General features: G+C 72.0%; 14 protein-coding genes and 1 tRNA gene. 9 read left to right on the forward strand and 6 right to left on the reverse strand.

Annotation, left to right across the window (positions count from 1 at the left end; genetic code table 11):
• Positions 1 to 23: 23 nt before the first annotated feature.
• From F1C15_RS06610 to pstB, 6 genes are all read left to right on the forward strand, one after another.
• Positions 24 to 2,192: an RNA degradosome polyphosphate kinase gene (locus F1C15_RS06610; protein WP_056057086.1), complete on the forward strand. Its 2,169-nt coding sequence runs from the start codon at positions 24 to 26 to the stop codon at positions 2,190 to 2,192.
• On the forward strand, positions 2,189 to 3,130 hold the full coding sequence (locus F1C15_RS16285; protein ID WP_185233706.1) for an NUDIX hydrolase: 942 nt from the start codon (positions 2,189 to 2,191) through the stop codon (positions 3,128 to 3,130). The genes F1C15_RS06610 and F1C15_RS16285 overlap by 4 nt, the downstream gene beginning before the upstream one ends.
• A 280-nt stretch (positions 3,131 to 3,410) precedes the next feature.
• Positions 3,411 to 4,505 (forward strand): phosphate ABC transporter substrate-binding protein PstS, encoded by a 1,095-nt coding sequence (gene pstS / locus F1C15_RS06620; protein WP_185233708.1) that lies wholly within the window; start codon positions 3,411 to 3,413, stop codon positions 4,503 to 4,505.
• A gap of 145 nt (positions 4,506 to 4,650) precedes the next feature.
• Positions 4,651 to 5,595: a phosphate ABC transporter permease subunit PstC gene (gene pstC, locus F1C15_RS06625; RefSeq protein WP_056057090.1), complete on the forward strand. Its 945-nt coding sequence runs from the start codon at positions 4,651 to 4,653 to the stop codon at positions 5,593 to 5,595.
• Positions 5,595 to 6,671: a phosphate ABC transporter permease PstA gene (gene pstA / locus F1C15_RS06630; protein ID WP_185233710.1), complete on the forward strand. Its 1,077-nt coding sequence runs from the start codon at positions 5,595 to 5,597 to the stop codon at positions 6,669 to 6,671. Before pstC ends, pstA begins: the two co-directional genes overlap by 1 nt.
• A 33-nt stretch (positions 6,672 to 6,704) precedes the next feature.
• Positions 6,705 to 7,484, forward strand: a complete 780-nt coding sequence (gene pstB / locus F1C15_RS06635; RefSeq protein WP_056057094.1) for a phosphate ABC transporter ATP-binding protein PstB — start codon at positions 6,705 to 6,707, stop codon at positions 7,482 to 7,484.
• Positions 7,485 to 7,649: 165 nt separating this feature from the next.
• On the opposite strand, the gene F1C15_RS06640 is transcribed toward pstB, so the two are convergent.
• The 3 genes from F1C15_RS06640 to F1C15_RS06650 form a co-directional block, all read right to left on the reverse strand.
• The gene (locus tag F1C15_RS06640) at positions 7,650 to 8,543 is read right to left on the reverse strand and encodes an anti-sigma factor domain-containing protein (protein WP_185233712.1); all 894 of its coding nucleotides are present in this window, start codon (positions 8,541 to 8,543) and stop codon (positions 7,650 to 7,652) included.
• Positions 8,540 to 9,136 carry a sigma-70 family RNA polymerase sigma factor gene (locus tag F1C15_RS06645; RefSeq protein ID WP_082514589.1) on the reverse strand — a complete coding sequence of 199 codons (597 nt, stop codon included), beginning with the start codon at positions 9,134 to 9,136 and terminating at the stop codon, positions 8,540 to 8,542. The genes F1C15_RS06640 and F1C15_RS06645 overlap by 4 nt, the downstream gene beginning before the upstream one ends.
• Before the next feature lie 539 nt (positions 9,137 to 9,675).
• Positions 9,676 to 10,305, reverse strand: a complete 630-nt coding sequence (locus F1C15_RS06650) for a DNA-directed RNA polymerase subunit beta (protein WP_167260216.1) — start codon at positions 10,303 to 10,305, stop codon at positions 9,676 to 9,678.
• Between the two features lie 316 nt (positions 10,306 to 10,621).
• On the opposite strand from F1C15_RS06650, the gene F1C15_RS06655 reads away from it, so the two are divergent.
• A tRNA-Lys gene (locus F1C15_RS06655) sits at positions 10,622 to 10,694 on the forward strand.
• 822 nt (positions 10,695 to 11,516) lie between these two features.
• On the opposite strand, the gene F1C15_RS06660 is transcribed toward F1C15_RS06655, so the two are convergent.
• Positions 11,517 to 12,449: an aldose 1-epimerase family protein gene (locus F1C15_RS06660; RefSeq protein ID WP_185233714.1), complete on the reverse strand. Its 933-nt coding sequence runs from the start codon at positions 12,447 to 12,449 to the stop codon at positions 11,517 to 11,519.
• The gene (locus F1C15_RS06665; RefSeq protein WP_255465524.1) at positions 12,446 to 13,270 is read right to left on the reverse strand and encodes a DeoR/GlpR family DNA-binding transcription regulator; all 825 of its coding nucleotides are present in this window, start codon (positions 13,268 to 13,270) and stop codon (positions 12,446 to 12,448) included. The genes F1C15_RS06660 and F1C15_RS06665 overlap by 4 nt, the downstream gene beginning before the upstream one ends.
• A gap of 79 nt (positions 13,271 to 13,349) precedes the next feature.
• On the opposite strand from F1C15_RS06665, the gene galT reads away from it, so the two are divergent.
• Together galT and galK are read left to right on the forward strand one after the other, a co-directional pair.
• On the forward strand, positions 13,350 to 14,453 hold the full coding sequence (gene galT, locus F1C15_RS06670) for a galactose-1-phosphate uridylyltransferase (RefSeq protein ID WP_185233718.1): 1,104 nt from the start codon (positions 13,350 to 13,352) through the stop codon (positions 14,451 to 14,453).
• Positions 14,450 to 15,673 (forward strand): galactokinase, encoded by a 1,224-nt coding sequence (gene galK / locus F1C15_RS06675; protein WP_185233720.1) that lies wholly within the window; start codon positions 14,450 to 14,452, stop codon positions 15,671 to 15,673. The genes galT and galK overlap by 4 nt, the downstream gene beginning before the upstream one ends.
• A gap of 246 nt (positions 15,674 to 15,919) precedes the next feature.
• On the opposite strand, the gene F1C15_RS06680 is transcribed toward galK, so the two are convergent.
• A complete protein-coding gene (locus tag F1C15_RS06680) occupies positions 15,920 to 16,813 on the reverse strand; it encodes a bifunctional methylenetetrahydrofolate dehydrogenase/methenyltetrahydrofolate cyclohydrolase (RefSeq protein ID WP_056059029.1) in 894 nt (297 codons plus the stop codon).
• Positions 16,814 to 16,849 lie beyond the last annotated feature (36 nt).

Here is a 16,849-nt window from a genome sequence, read left to right on the forward strand (position 1 = left end):
CCGCGGGTGGCACGATGGGGGGCATGGACAGCGAACCACGCGTCGACGGCGCCGGCGTCACCCCTGATTTCCTCGACGACTTCGACGAGATCGTCAGCTTCGAGGAGGGCACGCTGCCCGCCGAGCGGTACCTCGACCGCGAGCTGAGCTGGCTCGCGTTCAACCAGCGCGTGCTCGAGCTCGCCGAGGACCCGTCGACGCCGCTGCTCGAGCGGGCCAACTTCCTCGCCATCTTCGCGAGCAACCTCGACGAGTTCTTCATGGTCCGCGTGGCCGGCCTCAAGCGCCGCATCGCCACCGGCCTCGCCGTGCCGACCAACGTCGGCCGTGGCCCGAACGAGGTGCTCGCCGACATCAGCGCGGCGGCCCACGACCTGCAGGAGCGGCACGCCCGGGCCTTCCTCGACCTCGTGCGGCCCGCCCTCGACGACGCCGGCATCCACATCGAGAACTGGTCCGACCTCGAGGAGGCCGACCGGGTGCGCATGCGCGAGATCTTCACCGAGCAGATCTTCCCCGTGCTGATGCCGCTCGCCGTCGACCCGGCCCACCCCTTCCCGTACATCTCGGGCCTGTCGCTCAACCTCTCGGTGCGGGTGCGCAACCCCAAGACGATGCGCCAGGAGTTCGCGCGACTCAAGGTGCCGCAGATGCTGCCGCGCTTCGTGCAGCTGCCCGACAACGACAGCGGTCGGGTGCGGTTCATCCCCCTGGAAGACCTGATCGCGAACCACCTGCAAGACCTCTTCCCCGGCATGGAGGTCGTCGAGCACCACGTCTTCCGCGTGACCCGCAACGAGGACGTCGAGGTCGACGAGGACGAGTCGGAGAACCTCATCCAGGCGCTCGAGCGCGAGCTGCTCCGTCGCCGGTTCGGCCCGCCGATCCGTCTCGAGATCACCGACGACATGGACCCGGTCACGCTCGAGCTGCTCGTGCGCGAGCTCGACGTCACCGACCAGGAGGTCTACCGCCTGCCGGCGCCGCTCGACCTCGCGGGCCTCTTCGAGATCACGAAGATGCCGCGGCCCGACCTCAAGTACCCCAAGCACCTGCCCACGACGGCCGTCCAGCTGCAGCCGACCGAGCCGAACATGAAGCCCGACATGTTCGCGAGCATCGCGCGCCGCGACATCCTCGTGCACCACCCCTACGAGTCGTTCGCGACGAGCGTCCAGGCCTTCCTGGAGCAGGCCGCGGCCGACCCGAACGTGCTCGCCATCAAGCAGACCCTCTACCGCACGAGCGGCGACAGCCCCATCATCGAGGCGCTGATCGACGCCGCCGAGGCCGGCAAGCAGGTGCTGGCCCTCGTCGAGGTGAAGGCGCGCTTCGACGAGCAGAACAACATCACCTGGGCCCGCAAGCTCGAGAAGGCCGGCGTGCACGTCGTCTACGGCCTGGTCGGGCTCAAGACCCACTGCAAGCTCGCCCTGGTGATCCGCCAGGAGAAGGGCACGCTGAAGCACTACACGCACATCGGCACGGGCAACTACAACCCGAAGACCAGCCGCATCTACGAAGACATGGGCCTCTTCACCGCCGACGACCAGGTCGGGAAGGACCTGACGCGGCTCTTCAACGAGCTCTCCGGCTACGCCATCGAGAAGAAGTTCAAGCGCCTGCTCGTCGCTCCCCGCTACCTGCGGCGCGGGCTGCTCAAGCAGATCCAGACCGAGATCGAGCACGCCCAGGCGGGCCGCGCCTCCGGCATCCGCATCAAGATCAACTCGATCGTCGACGAGCAGATCATCGACGCCCTCTACCGCGCCAGCCAGGCCGGCGTGCCGGTCGACGTGTGGGTGCGCGGCATCTGCACCATCAAGCCCGGGCAGCCCGGGCTCAGCGAGACCATCCGGGTGCGCTCGATCCTCGGGCGCTACCTCGAGCACTCGCGGCTCTTCTGGTTCGCGAACGACGGCGACCCGCAGGTCTTCATCGGCAGCGCCGACATGATGCACCGCAACCTCGACCGTCGGGTGGAGGCGCTCGTGCGCCTCACCCAGCCCGACCACCTCGACGAGGTCGGCTCGCTGTTCGAGCGCGCGATGAGCGACGAGACCGCCTCGTGGTGGCTCGCCGCCGACGGCACCTGGACGCGCCACGCCCGCGACGAGGCGGACAAGCCGCTCGTCGACATGCAGAATTCGCTGATGAAGATGATCACGCAGCGGAAGAAGAGCAGCCGGTGACGGTGGCCTCCACGACGGTCGTCGCGGCGGGCGCCGTGTGCTTCCGGTACGTCGGGGGCGCCGTGCGCGTGCTGCTCATCCACCGCGACCACCACGGCGACGTCTCGTTGCCGAAGGGCAAGGTCGACCCCGGCGAGTCGACGCCGCAGACCGCGGTGCGCGAGATCCACGAAGAGACCGGCTACCGCGTCTCGCTCGGGGCGCCGCTCGGCACGGCCGAGTACGTCATGCCCGGCGGGCGCGACAAGGTCGTGCACTACTGGGCCGCCGAGGTCACCGACGAGTCGTTCGCGGCGGCGGGCACGTTCGTGGCCAACAGCGAGGTCGCCGCCATCCGCTGGGTGCCGCTCGCCGAGGCGCGGGCCGCCCTCACCTACGAGCGCGACGCCGAGGTGCTCGACCGGTTCGCCGACCGCGTCGAGCGCGGGGCGGCGCGCACCTTCGCCCTCGTGGCGCTGCGGCACGCCAAGACCACGTCGCCGGCCGAGTGGAGCGGCTCCGACGCGACCCGCCCGCTCCTGCCGCAGGGGCGCCGGCAGGCCAAGACGATCGCCCCCGCCATCGCCGCGTGGGCCCCGCAGCGGCTCATCAGCAGCACCGCGGCCCGCTGCCTCGCGACCCTCGAGCCGCTCTCCGCCCTGACCCACGTGGGCGTCAAGCAGACCGACTCGCTCAGCCAGGACGCCTTCGAGCGCCACGACGACGACGTCGTCGGGGTCGTCGCGAAGAGGCTGAAGAAGAGGGTGCCGGCGGTGTTCTGCACGCACGCCCCGGTGCTGCCGGAGCTGCTGCGTCAGATCGCCACGAGCACGAAGGGGGGCGAGCGGCTCGACCTGCGCCGCGCCTCCTCGCTGAGCCCCGCCGAGTTCACGGTGCTGCACGTCTCCGTCGAGGGCGGCGCCCTGGTCGCCGTCGAGACCCACGGGCCGGTGGGCTGAGGCCGACCCCCACCCCGGCCCGCGGGTCGGGGCCGAGCCCCCGGGGCCGCCGTCGAGGCGGTGGCCCCGGGGGCTCCGTCGTCTCCGGGCGGCAGCACGGCGCCCGCGTCGCCGCCGCCCGTCGCGCCCGCGGCGGGCCGGATGCCCGGCCGATGTTCCCGCCTCGTTAACCTCCCGTTCACCGGCGCAGACGACCGTGGTCAACCAGCCGCCGTAGCGTCACGCACGGGCCGGCACCTGGCCCGCACACACAGCCAACACACTCCACGAAGGAACCTCTGTGAACTTCAAGCGCACCGGCAGCATCTTCGCGATCGCCGCGGTCGGCACCATGCTCCTCGCGTCCTGCGCCGGCAACGAGGGCGGCGCGGAGGCCGGCGACTCCGCCAGCGCCTCCGACCTCTCGGGCACCATCAACGGCATCGGCTCGTCCGCCCAGGGCACCGCCGAGACCACCTGGGCCGCGGGCTTCCAGACCGCCAACCCCGACGTCACCGTCAACTACGACCCGCAGGGCTCCGGCTCGGGCCGCACCAGCTTCATCTCGGGCGCCGCCGACTTCGCCGGCTCCGACGCCGCGCTCAAGGACGAGGAGCTCGCCAGCGAGTTCGCCGCCTGCGCTCCCGGCACGAAGGGCATCGACCTGCCCGTCTACATCTCGCCCATCGCCCTGGCCTACAACGTCGAGGGCGTCGACGACCTGACCCTCGACGCGGCGACCATCGCCGGCATCTTCAAGGGCACGATCACCACGTGGGACGACGACGCCATCGTCGCCCTGAACCCCGACGCCGACCTGCCGAGCGAGTCGATCACGGCGATCCACCGTTCCGACGACTCGGGCACGACGCAGAACTTCACCGAGTACGTCAAGGCGAACGCCGGCGACGTCTGGGACGCCGAGTCGGGCCAGACCTTCCCGTACAGCACCGGTGACGCCGCCAAGGGCACGTCGGGCGTCGTCGACGCGATCAACAACTCGACCAACTCGATCGGCTACGCCGACGAGTCGGGCATCGGCGACCTCTCGGCCGCCAAGCTGATGGTCGGCGGCGAGGCCAGCGAGCTGACCGCCGACGGCGCGTCGCAGGCCGTCGCCGCCTCCCCCCTCGCCGAGGGCCGCGAGTCGAACGACCTCGCGATCAAGCTCGACCGCACCTACGACGAGGCCGGCTCGTACCCGCTCGTCCTGGTCAGCTACCTGATCACCTGCTCCGAGTACGCCGACGCCGAGAAGGGCGCCGTCGTCAAGGCGTACGCCGAGTACGTCGCCAGCGACGAGGGCCAGAAGGCCGCTGCTGAGCAGGCCGGCTCCGCGCCGCTGTCGAGCGACCTCGCCTCGAAGGTCGCCGAGGCGATCGCCACCATCAAGTAGCACCTGCTGCACCCGGCCTGGGTCGCGCGCTCCCGCGCGGCCCAGGCCGCTCCCCTGCTGCGGCCCGCCGCAGCGCTCCGCCCCGACGGTGGCCCACCCGAAGGCCCGCCGCCGAGACACTCACCCGAGCAGGAAGAACCAGGGAATGACCGTCGCCGCCACCACCCCCACGACGAAGTCCACGGTGCGCCCCGGCGACCGCGTCTTCTCGGGGGCCACCCTCTTCTCCGGCATCCTCATCCTCGTGGTGCTCGCCGCCGTCGCGCTCTTCCTGGTCGTGCAGAGCCTGCCGGCGTTCGTCGCCGAGGCCGGCACGCTGCCGAACGACGCCACCAACTTCTGGTCGTACGTCGGGCCGCTCGTCTTCGGCACGGTGTGGGCGTCGCTGATCGCCCTGCTGATCGCCACGCCGCTCGCCCTCGGCATCGCGCTCTTCATCTCGCACTACGCGCCGCGCCGCATCAGCCAGGGCCTCGGCTACGTCATCGACCTGCTCGCCGCCGTGCCCAGCGTCGTCTTCGGCCTCTGGGGCGTCCTCGTGCTCGCTCCCTTCGTGCAGCCCTTCTACGCGAACCTCGTCGACTGGTTCGGCTGGGTGCCGCTCTTCGCCGGCCCCGTCTCCGGCACCGGCAAGACCATCCTCACGGCCGCCATCGTGCTCGCGGTCATGGTCCTGCCGATCATGACCGCCGTCATGCGCGAGATCTTCTTCCAGGCCCCGGTGCTGCACGAGGAGGCCGCGCTCGCTCTCGGCGCCACCCGCTGGGAGATGATCCGCCTCGCGGTGCTGCCCTTCGCCCGCTCCGGCATCGTCTCGGCCATCATGCTCGGCCTCGGCCGCGCCCTCGGCGAGACCCTCGCCATCGCCATCGTGCTCTCGCCCGCCATCGTCGTGAACTTCGCGCTGCTGGGCTCGCAGAACCCCAACACGATCGCCGCGAACATCGCCCTCCAGTTCAACGAGGCCGTGGGCGTCGGCGTCAACACGCTGATCGCCTCGGGCCTCGTCCTCTTCGTCATCACGCTGGCGGTCAACATGCTCGCCCGCTTCATCGTCAACCGCCGCAAGGCCTTCTCGGGAGCGAACTGATGTCGGTCGCCGCGCGCACCACCACGAACACCCTCACCGCGGGCAAGCTCCCCCGGGGCACGGCCTGGGGCCTGCTCGTCGGCAGCTGGGTCCTGTTCTCGGTCGTCTTCCTGCTGCTGCAGGCCGGCGGCATGACGGAGGACTTCAACATCGTCGGGGCCCTGTTCTTCGGCACGATCCTCTTCGACGTCCTGATCGTCGTCGTCTCCCGCATCGTCGAGGGCGGCCGCAAGGCCGTCGACCGGCTGATCACGTCGCTCGTGACGACGGCCTTCATCGTCGCCCTGCTGCCGCTCGTGTCACTGCTCTACACGGTCGTCTCGCGGGGCCTGAACCGCTTCGACGGCGAGTTCTACACGTACTCGATGCGCAACATCATCGACTCGGGCGGCGGGGCCCTGCACGCCATCATCGGCACGCTCGAGATCACGGCCTTCGCCGCCCTGATCAGCATCCCGATCGGACTGCTCACCTCGATCTACCTCGTCGAGTACGGCCGCGGCGCGCTGGCCCGCAGCATCACCTTCTTCGTCGACGTCATGACGGGCATCCCGTCGATCGTCGCCGGCCTCTTCGCCTACGCCCTGTTCTCGCTGTTCGCCGGCCCCGGCGTCCGCTCCGGCGCGATCGGCGCCGTCGCCCTGGCCGTGCTGATGATCCCCGTCGTCGTGCGCTCCAGCGAGGAGATCCTCAAGATCGTCCCGAACGAGCTTCGCGAGGCGAGCTACGCCCTCGGCGTGCCGAAGTGGCTGACGATCCTCAAGATCGTCCTGCCGACGTCGCTCGCCGGCATCACGACCGGCATCATGCTGTCGATCGCCCGCGTCATCGGCGAGACGGCCCCGCTGCTGCTCACCGCGGGTTTCACGGCCAGCATGAACTACGACCTGTTCGGCGACCGCATGATGACCCTGCCCGTGTTCGCGTACACCCAGTACGCGAACCAGGGCCCCAACTCCTCTGACTTCCTCGACCGCGCCTGGACGGCGGCCCTGACGCTCATCCTGATCGTCATGCTGCTGAACCTCCTGGCCCGCCTCGTGTCGAAGCTCTTCTCCCCCAAGCTCGGTCGCTAGACCCGAACCGGCCCGACCCCAGAAGGAAGCACCGTGTCCAAGCGCATCGAGGTCAACGACCTCAACGTCTACTACGGCAAGTTCAAGGCCGTCGAAGACGTCAACATCACCATCGAGCCCCGCACCGTCACGGCCTTCATCGGCCCCTCCGGCTGCGGCAAGTCGACCTTCCTCCGCACGCTCAACCGCATGCACGAGGTCATCCCCGGCGCGTACGTCGAGGGCGAGGTGCTGATCGACGGCAACGACCTCTACGGGCCCGGCGTCGACCCGGTGCTCGTCCGTCGCCAGGTGGGCATGGTCTTCCAGCGCCCGAACCCCTTCCCCACCATGAGCATCCGCGACAACGTGCTCGCGGGCGTCAAGCTCAACAACCGACGCATGTCGAAGGGCGACGCCGACGACCTCGTCGAGAAGTCGCTCCAGGGCGCGAACCTCTGGAACGAGGTCAAGGACCGCCTCGACAAGCCCGGCAACGGCCTCTCCGGCGGTCAGCAGCAGCGTCTCTGCATCGCGCGCGCGATCGCGGTCTCCCCCGACGTCGTGCTGATGGACGAGCCCTGCTCGGCCCTCGACCCGATCTCGACCCTCGCCATCGAGGACCTCATCGAGGAGCTCAAGCAGGAGTACACGATCGTCATCGTGACCCACAACATGCAGCAGGCGAGCCGCGTCAGCGACAAGACCGCCTTCTTCAACATCGCCGGCACCGGCAAGCCCGGCAAGCTCATCGAGTACGACGACACCGCGACGATGTTCTCGAAGCCCAGCGTCCAGGCCACCGAGGACTACGTCTCCGGCCGCTTCGGCTGATCGACGCCCGGCCCTCAGGGGCCGACCCTGCGACGACGGAGGCGGTCCACCGGTCTGGTGGACCGCCTCCGTCGTGCTGTGGGGGGAACACGACGGAGGCGGTCCACCTGTCGGGTGGGCCGCCTCCGTCGTGCTGTGGCAGGGTCGCGTCGCCGCGGCGGGCGCCTAGGCGCTGCTGACCGCCATGATCGGCTCGCTGGTGGGGACGTCGGAGCCGCCCGCCGGCTCGACCGTGAGGCCGATGGTGGCGCCGGGCGTCATCTCGCCCTTGAGCACCTGGGTGACCGTGGAGTCGGAGGCCGTGTCGAACGTGCCGGCCGGCACCGCTCCGCGGGCCTCGTCGATGTACCAGAGCTCGTACGTCTGGTCGCCGGGCAGCGAGGTGAGGCCGTCGAAGACGACCGCCGAGCGCTTGAGGTCCTCCGACCACACCAGGGTCGCGGTGCCGCCGGTGCTGACGTCGGCCACGGAGCGCTGGAAGTCCTTCGCCGCGTAGATCTCGTCGAGCGCCGACGCGGTGGACTCGGTGCCCTGACTCGGGCCCGAGACCTGCTGGAGGACGGCGCCGCCGCCGAAGAACAGGGCTGCGGCGGCCGCGGCCACGCCGAGAACCGCGACGGGGCGGGTGAACCAGCGGGCACGAGCCGGGCCGGTCGCCTCGAGGAGGCGGCCCGCGGTCTCGGACTCGGAGGGCTCCATCTCGGGCACCGACCGGCGGACGGGAGCGACCTCGTGGTCGTCACCCGCGCCTCCTGCGGTGTCGGGGGCGACCGAGGCCTGCTGCGCCGGGAGCTGCGGCAGGGTGCGGATCGCGTCGAGGACGCTGGAGCGGAGGGCCGCCGAGGGGGCGACCGGCGTCGCCGCGTGGGCGAGCAGCAGGACGGTCTCGCTCATGCCGGTCACCTCCTTCCTGGTGGTCTCGGAGCGGCTCATCAGAGCCTCGAAGTCGTGTCGTTCGTCGTCGCTCAGCGCGTTGAGGACGTAGCTGCCCGCGAGGGCCGCCGTCTCGTCGTCGCCGGGCTGTCGGTCGGTGCCCGTGGGCTCGTCGTGGTCGGTCACGAGGCCACCCCCATCTCGTCGCGCAGCCGGATCATGCCGTCGCGCAGTCTCGTCTTGACGGTGCCGATCGGCACCCCCAGCATCGCGGCCACCTCGCTGTGGCTGTAGCCGCCGTAGTACGCCAGCCGGACGGCCTGGCGCTGGAGTTCGGTGAGGCGCCCCAGGGCGCGTTCGACCCGCTCGTGCTCGATGCGGATCTCGACGGACTCGGTGACCGAGTCGAAGTCGGTGTCGAGGTCTCGGACCCCGATGCGCAAGTCGCGGTCGCGGCCGGCCTGCGAGGCGCGGACCCGGTCGACGGCGCGGCGGTGGGCCATGGTGAGCATCCAGCTCGAGGCGCTGCCCCGGGCGGTGTCGAACCGGGTGGCCGTCTGCCAGATCTCGAGGAACACCTCCTGGGTGACCTCCTCGCTCTGCGCGTGGTCCTTCAGGAGGCGCTTGACGAGCCCCAGCACACGCGGTGCGGTCTGGTCGTAGAGCTCGGCGAACGCGAGCTGGTCTCCGCCGGCGACCCTGGTCAGCAGCTCGTCGGGAGTCGACGGCCGGAGATCGTCCTCCGGAGTCTCGGTTTCACGGGTCACGAGTTTCAGCATATGTCAGGTCTCACCTCGATCCCCTGGTCGCTCGGGTCCGTCACGGGATCGTGACGGTGTGGGACCGCCCCTCCGCGAGGCCGTCTGGGATGGCGATGAGGCCCGGACCCGCGGAGGGAGCAGCCCGCCCGGCGGGCCGTAGGGGGCCGTGTCGGGCGGAGGATCTGCACGATCCCTCACGTCAATGGTTCGGCACCGGGGAGCACCCGGATTGGGCGAGTTTCGCCCGGGGGACGAGAGATGCACGACGACGGGCGCGGAGCGGGGGCCTCGCCGGGAGGCGCGGTGGGCCTCGACCGAGACGCAGTGGACCTCGACGGGGCGTGCCCGGAGGAAGAGGGTGCCGGACCGCAGGAACGCCTCTCGGCGCGAGTCCGCTCGAAGCGGCTGAATTTGGAGCCCGGGGTTACTGCGGCCCGACCTGGACGAGTTTAGCCGCCCGAGCCGGGGCTCGTCACAGGGTTCGCCGGGTGCGAACGGCGGCGCGCCTCCTGAGCGGTCCTGCTGCGCCGGTCTGCTCTGCTGCTCTGCCCCGGTCGCTACGCGAGGCCGCCGTCGCGCCAGAGGGCGGCACAGGCGGTGAGGTCGACGGCGAGCTCGGAGAAGCGCAGCGCCCGTCGGGTCAGGGTGGTCGCGAGGTCGGAGCCGATCGAGTCCTGGTCGTCGGCGACGCTCGTGGCGCCCGCGGCGGCGAGCCGGCAGAAGGCGGCACCCCGCTCGAGGGCGAGGGCGAAGTCGCCCACGAAGACGCCGCGGAGGATGAGGTCGGCGAGCTCGACGACCTCCTCCGGGCTGGCCGGGGCCGGCGCGCCCGCGACGATCGGGTCGATGGTGGACGAGGCCGTGACGCCGCGGTCGAAGAGCAGGGCCACCTCGTCGGGGGCCTGACGGATGACGGCGCGGACGAGGTAGATGCGCCAGAGCGCCCCCGGCAGCGTGTGCGCGGCGGCGTGCGCCCAGAGCTCGGCGACCGCGTCGATGCCGTGCAGGTCGGTGTAGCTGACCAGGCGGTCGAGGATCTCGGGGCTCGGGTCGTCCTTGACCCGCGCGACGAGGGCCGCGGCCGACTCGTGGGCGACCCGGTTCAGCGTCGCCGGGTCGTCGCCGCCCTGGTACGCCTCGAACTGGGCGCCGGAGAACTGGGTGGGACGGTGGAATTCGCGAGGCATCACGCAGAGCTTAGGCGCGGTCGCCGGGCGACGTGCGGGCGGGCGCCGCCGCTTCGCTGAGGGCGGAGCGGGAGCCGGGGAGGCGCGGGTCGATGCCGGTCGGGCCCCCTCGGCCCATCCGGTCTTCCCGGGCCCTCCACCCCTCTCAGCTCGCCCTCTTTCTCTCAAATTTGAGAGAGATCGACCACGAGACACGAGAGCTGCGCCGTGGAACGGTCCCCCTCGGCCGGATCCCTCTCGCTTTCCGACGACACAGTCGGGGAGGCGCGGGCCGGCCGCCGAGGACGCGCGGCATCCCGTATCGTTGAGCGCGCAGGGGCCTCTAGCTCAGTTGGTAGAGCATCGGACTTTTAATCCGCGGGTCGTGGGTTCGAGCCCCACGGGGCCCACGACGCACGCGCGTGACGCACAGGAGGCCCTCCCCGACTCGGGGAGGGCCTCCGACGTGCGAGGGTGGGGCCGTCATCACGTACCCCTACGTGGCGGCCCCACCGCAGGGGCGCGGACCCGAATCCTGCCCCCGACACCGGGCGTCTGGTCACCGCCCGGTACCCGACGAGCGTACGCCATCTCGCGGCACGACGGGAGGGGATCTCACCATCTCAGGGCCGTTCCGGGGGACACCACCCGGGTGGTCTCTGCCGGGCCGGTGCCGACTTGGTGCATGACCAGCGGTTCTCCGGTGCGGGGCGTCGCCCTGGCGAACCCGGAGGGGTTCAGGTGGCCCGACCCGAATCGGGCCACCTCGCGCGGGATCCGAGAGGATCTCCTGTCGCTTACCCGAGATCGATCAAACCATCGGCGGGAGCGGCCCCGCGTCCCCCATTCCGAGTGCCCCTCGCACGGGGACGATGCCCGACCGGGGCTCGACGGAGGCGCCACCAGGGCGTGAGGGAGCGCCGCCGAGCAGGGCCCCGGGGAGGAAGAGGCGTGCCCCCGCCGAGCGCGGTGCGCGGGCGGGGGCACGTGCGCCGACGATGCAGGACGCCATTCGGATCAGGAAAAGAGCGGCCTGCGTCTACGTCGACGGCGTTCGTCCGGTAACCAGCCGGAACGAGTCGACACGCTACCCCGATTCGCCCCCGCCGCAGAAGGATTCCCAGCAACTTGCGCAATTAGGACAATTTGCTGGTCACCCGACCCGCGCCTCCGGACAGGGCCAGGCGGAGGCGCGGGTCGGCCCGGCTGCCGCCCCCAACCCCGACGCCCGGTCAGCCCGCGACGTGGCGGATGCCCCAGGAGCCCGACCAGCGCTCGCCCGGCTCGAGGCGGAGGAGCCCCTCGCCGGTCGCGAGGGCGTTCGGCGGCGCCGTCATCGGCTCGGCGGCCACGGCCAGGCCGAGGACGCCGTCGCGGGGGAAGTTGCGCGGGGTGAACACCTGCACGTAGCCGAACGACGCGTCCTGCCAGAGCTCGGTCGCCGTGCCGTCCGGAGCCGTCAGGCGGGTGCGACGGACGACGTCGTCGCCCGGTGCGACGTCACGGTAGGGGGTGTCGAGGTCGAGGTCGCCGACCACCGGCGCTCCGCGGAGGTCGTAGGCGGTGCCCTCGACCGGCTCGGTGCCGGTGGGGACGCCGCGCTCGTCGACGACGAAGCGCGTCGCGGCGTCGAGCGACACGGTGAGGTCGGCCACGTCGACGTCGCCCACGCGGAGGAAGGGGTGCGCCCCCACCGCGAACGGCGCCGGTCGCGCGCCGACGTTCTCGACCTCGTAGCTGACCCGCAGCCCGTCGGCGACGAGCTCGTGCCGCACCGTCAGGTCGAGCTGCAACGGCCAGCCGTGCTGCGGGTAGACCGTCGCCGCCTGGGTGACCGCGTGCTCGTCGCGCTGGACGAGGCGGTAGCTGGTGTAGCGCAGCAGGCCGTGGCTGGCGTTGCCCTTCGACGGCTCGGTGATGTCGAGCTGCTGCGCCTCGCCGTCGAGCGACCAGCGGCCGCCGTCGACGCGGTTCGGCCACGGGAAGAGCGTGATGCCGCACGCCGACGGCGGCACGACCGTGTCGGGGAAGGTCTCGGTCAGCGCGCGGCCGTCGACGGTCAGCGACCGCAGGCCGGCGGCGACGGAGGTCACCACGGCCTCGACGACGCGGCCGTCGACCTCTCGGCGCAGGTGCAGCTGGTCTCCGGTGGGTGAGCTCGTCACGGTCGTCCTCTCTCGTCGTCGTGGTCGGCCTCGACCACGGTCAGGCCCGCGGCGCGCAGGGCGGTGACCCGGTGCTCGTCGGCCCCGGCGGTCACGAGCCCCTCGAACACGTCGAGGGGGCCGATGACGCCGAGGTGCGCCTCCCCCAGCTTGCTCCCGTCAGCGACGATGTAGCTGCGTCGGGACGTCGTCGTCATGAGCCGCTTGAGGTCGGTCTCGGGCAGGTTGACGTTCGTGACGCCGTGGTCGGGGTGCACCCCGGTGCAGCCGATGAAGGCGATGTCGGCCGTGATCGCCGAGAAGACCGTGGTCGCGAGCGGGTTCACCAGGGAGTGCTGGAGCGGCCGGAGCGTGCCGCCCGAGACGATCACCGTGAAGCGCGGCACCGCCTGCTCGAGGGCGAGGGCGATCGTCAGGCTGTTGGTCACGACGACGACGCCCTCGAGCTCGTGCCGCTCAAGCAGCGCCAGCGCGATCTGCGTGGTCGTCGTGCCGACGTCGAGCACGACGCAGTCGCCCGACCGCACCAGGGCCGCGGCCCGCACGCCGATCGCGTGCTTGGCGTCGATGCCGACCGCGCTCTCCTCCTCGAAGGGGCGCTCGACCACCGGGCGGTCGACCGAGAGCGCGCCGCCGTGCACGCGCGAGACGAGGCCGTCGGCGGCGAGGCTCTCGAGGTCGGTGCGGATGGTGACCTCGGAGAGCCGGAACTCGCGGGCGAGCTCGGCCGTGCGGACGAAGCCCCGGCGGCCGACGAGGTCGGCGATGCGGTCGCGCCGCCGCTCGCCCGGGAGGGGCTGGTCGGCGGATTTGGCGTTCACGGGGTCATCTTCGTATGCTTTCACCTGCTTTCGCAAATGCAGGCTGCAGCCGTGGGAGCGCCGACCCCGAGGAGGGACAATGGCACCCATCGCCGTCCGCACGTCGACCCTGGCCGACGGTCGCGAGCTGATCTGGTTCGACGACGCCGACACGACGCTCGGCAGCGAGCGCCGTGTCGACGCGCGCGTGCTCGACCCGCGGCCCGAGACCGCCTCGATGCGACAGGACCCGCTCACCGGCGACTGGGTGTCGATCGCGGCGTCGCGCCAGAACCGCGTCTTCCTCCCGCCGGCCGAACTCGACCCGCTCGCGCCCGCCAGCGAGACGAACCCCTCCGAGATCCCCGACGTGTACGACGTCGCCGTGTTCGAGAACCGCTCGCCGTCGTTCGGCCCCGCGCTGACCGACCCCGACGCCCCCGCCGGGCTCGACGACCTCGCCGAGATCGGCCTCGGCCGTGTGCGCCGCAGCGTCGGCCGCTGCGAGGTCGTCTGCTTCAGCCCCGACACCGTCGGCTCGTTCGCGACCCTCAGCGACTCGCGCGCCCGCACGGTGGTCGAGGCCTGGGCGCACCGCACCGAGGCGCTCAGCGCGCTGCCCGGCGTCGAGCAGGTCTTCCCGTTCGAGAACCGCGGCCAGGCCATCGGCGTGACCCTGCACCACCCCCACGGCCAGATCTACGGCTACCCCTACGTCACCCCGCGCACCGCGTCGCTGCTGCGGAGCATCGAGGCCTACGGCCCCGACCTCTTCCACGACCTGCTCGAGAGCGAGCGCCAGGGGCCCCGCGTCGTGCTGGCCGGCGAGCACTTCACCGCATTCGTGCCGTTCGCGGCACGCTGGCCCATCGAGATCCACCTGCTGCCGCACCGCCACGTGCCCGACTTCGCCGGCCTCACGAGCGACGAGCGCGACGAGCTCGCGGTCATGTACAAGACGCTGCTGCGCGGCCTCGACGCGCTCTACGGCGACGAGACGCCCTACATCGCCGCCTGGCACCAGGCGCCGGTCTCGGTCGGCCGCGACACCGTGCGGCTCATGCTGCAGATCACCTCGCCCCGCCGGGCCGAGACGAGGCTAAAGTTCCTGGCCGGCTCCGAGGCCGCGATGGGAGCCTGGGTGGGCGACCTCGTGCCCGAGGCCCAGGCCGACCGACTGAGAGAGGCGATGACGCGCGCATGAGCACCACCGACACCCCGGGAGGCACGGGTCAGGCCCGCAGCTACGCCTCCGTCTTCGACTCCCCCGTGGCCGGCACGTGGTCGGCGCCCGGCCGGGTGAACCTCATCGGCGAGCACACCGACTACAACGACGGCTTCGTTCTGCCGTTCGCGATCGACAAGCGGACCGTCGTCACCGTCGGCCGTCGCGACGACCGCCTCCTCCGCGTCGCGAGCACCTTCGACGAGGGCGTCCACGAGATCTCGCTCGACGAGCTCGACCCCTCGGCCATGTCGGGCTGGTCGGCCTACGTCTTCGGCATCGCCTGGGCCCTATCGGTCGCCCCGCAGCACGCCGACGCCCCCGCCTTCACGGCGGCCGGCGGCGACGTGTCGTCGATCGACCTGTCGGCCGCCTCCGGCCTCGACGTCTTCGTCGAGTCCGACGTGCCCATCGGCGCGGGCCTCTCGTCGTCGGCGGCCCTCGAGTGCTCCGTCGCCGTCGCCGTGACCGAGCTCTGGTCGCTCGAGGTGAACCGCCCCACGCTCGCCGCGGTCGGCCAGCTCGCCGAGAACGACGCGGTGGGCGCGCCCACCGGCATCATGGACCAGTCGGCGTCGCTGCTCGGCCGGGCCGACTCCGCGGTCTTCCTCGACTGCCGCAGCCTCGAGGCCGACGTCGTCGACCTGGGCTTCGCGGCCGCCGGGCTCGAGATCCTCGTGGTCGACACCCACGTCGAGCACGCCCACGCCACCGGCGGGTACGTCGACCGCCGGGCGTCGTGCGAACGCGGGGCGGAGGCGCTGGGCGTCACCTCGCTGCGCGACCTCGACGTCGACGACCTGCCCCGCGCCTCCGACCTGCTCGACGACGAGACCTACCGCCGCGTGCGCCACGTCGTCACCGAGAACCAGCGCGTGCTCGACACCGTGCGCACGCTGCGCACCGAGGGCCCGGCGCCCATCGGCCCCCTGCTCGACGCCTCGCACGTGTCGATGCGCGACGACTTCGAGATCTCGGTGCCGCAGCTCGACCTCGCGGTCGCGACCGCCCAGCGCTCCGGCGCGGTCGGGGCCCGCATGACGGGCGGCGGCTTCGGCGGGTCGGCCATCGCCCTCGTGCCGAGCGACCAGCGCGACGCGGTGGCCGAGGCCGTCACGGCGGCCTTCGCCGAGGCGGGCTACACCGCCCCGACGATCTTCACCGTGCACCCTGCCGAGGGCGCGCGCCGCGAGAGCTAGGCGCGGGCGGCCGCGGCCGCCGGCCGGGCCGGCTGGTGCCGGCCGGCGCCCAGCGGCGCCAGCCGGCACCAGCCGGCGCCGCCGGCACCCTCGACGACGGGCGAGTACGACGAAGGCGGGCCACCGTGGTGGCCCGCCTTCGTCGTACTCGCCCGTTCACGGTCGGCGCCGATCTAGGCCGGCGGCGGCGGCCGCCGCGCAGCCGCAGCCGCCGCGCGGCCGCGCGGCCGCGCGGCCGCGTCGCCGTCACGCGTCGCGCTCGGCGGCCTCCACGACGTTCTTCAGCAGCATCGCCCGGGTCATCGGTCCGACGCCGCCCGGCACCGGCGACAGGGCACCGGCGACCTGCGCCACCGCCGGGTCGACGTCGCCCCGCAGCTTGTACTTGCCCGTCTCCTCGACGAGCACGCGCGTGATGCCCACGTCGATCACGGTCGCCCCGGGGGCGACCCAGTCGGGCTGCACCAGCCCGGCCACGCCGGCCGCCGCGACGACGATGTCGGCGCGGCGCACCTCGGCCGCGACGTCGACCGTGCGCGAGTGCGTGAGGGTGGCCGTCGCCTCGAGGCGGGTGAGCAGCAGGCCGAGCGGCCGCCCGACGGTGAGGCCCTGGCCGATGATCGTCACGTGACGGCCCGCGATCGGCACGTCGTAGGCGCGCAGCATCTCGACGATGCCGCGCGGCGTGCACGGCAGGGGCGTGTCGATCGAGCCCTTGCCGCCGGGCACCGCGAGCACGAGCTCGCCGAGGTTGACGGGGTGGAGGCCGTCGGCGTCCTTCGCCGGGTCCATCAGCTCGAGCATCGCCGTCGGGTCGATGCCCTCGGGCAGCGGCAGCTGGATGATGAAGGCGGTGACGGCGGGGTCGGCGTTCATCGTCTCGATCGCCGCGCGGATCTCCGCCTCGCTGGCCGTGTCGGGCAGGTCGAGGCGGATCGACTCGATGCCAACCTCCGCGCAGTCGCGGTGCTTGCCGGCCACGTACGACAACGACCCGGGGTTGGCCCCCACGAGGATCGTGCCGAGCCCGGGCACCACGCCACGGGCGCGCAGCGCGTCGACCCGGACGCGCAGGTCGGCCTTGACGGCGGCCGCGAGGGCCGTACCGTCGATCTTCACCGCGCTGCCCGGCCCCGCGATGAGCGGTCGGTCAGCGGGCTCGACGGGTGCCGTCGC

This window comes from Frigoribacterium sp. NBH87 (assembly GCF_014217665.1).
In the GTDB taxonomy this organism is placed as follows: Bacteria; Actinomycetota; Actinomycetes; order Actinomycetales; family Microbacteriaceae; genus Frigoribacterium; species Frigoribacterium endophyticum.

What these genes read in the sequence shown, in the direction of transcription:
- F1C15_RS06610 (WP_056057086.1), top strand. Translation starts at nt 24, where the DNA reads ATGGACAGCGAACCACGCGTCGACGGCGCCGGCGTCACCCCTGATTTC.
- pstC (WP_056057090.1), top strand. Translation starts at nt 4,651, where the DNA reads ATGACCGTCGCCGCCACCACCCCCACGACGAAGTCCACGGTGCGCCCC.
- galK (WP_185233720.1), top strand. Translation starts at nt 14,450, where the DNA reads ATGAGCACCACCGACACCCCGGGAGGCACGGGTCAGGCCCGCAGCTAC.
- pstA (WP_185233710.1), top strand. Translation starts at nt 5,595, where the DNA reads ATGTCGGTCGCCGCGCGCACCACCACGAACACCCTCACCGCGGGCAAG.
- F1C15_RS06650 (WP_167260216.1), bottom strand. Translation starts at nt 10,305, where the DNA reads ATGCCTCGCGAATTCCACCGTCCCACCCAGTTCTCCGGCGCCCAGTTC.
- galT (WP_185233718.1), top strand. Translation starts at nt 13,350, where the DNA reads ATGGCACCCATCGCCGTCCGCACGTCGACCCTGGCCGACGGTCGCGAG.
- F1C15_RS06645 (WP_082514589.1), bottom strand. Translation starts at nt 9,136, where the DNA reads ATGCTGAAACTCGTGACCCGTGAAACCGAGACTCCGGAGGACGATCTC.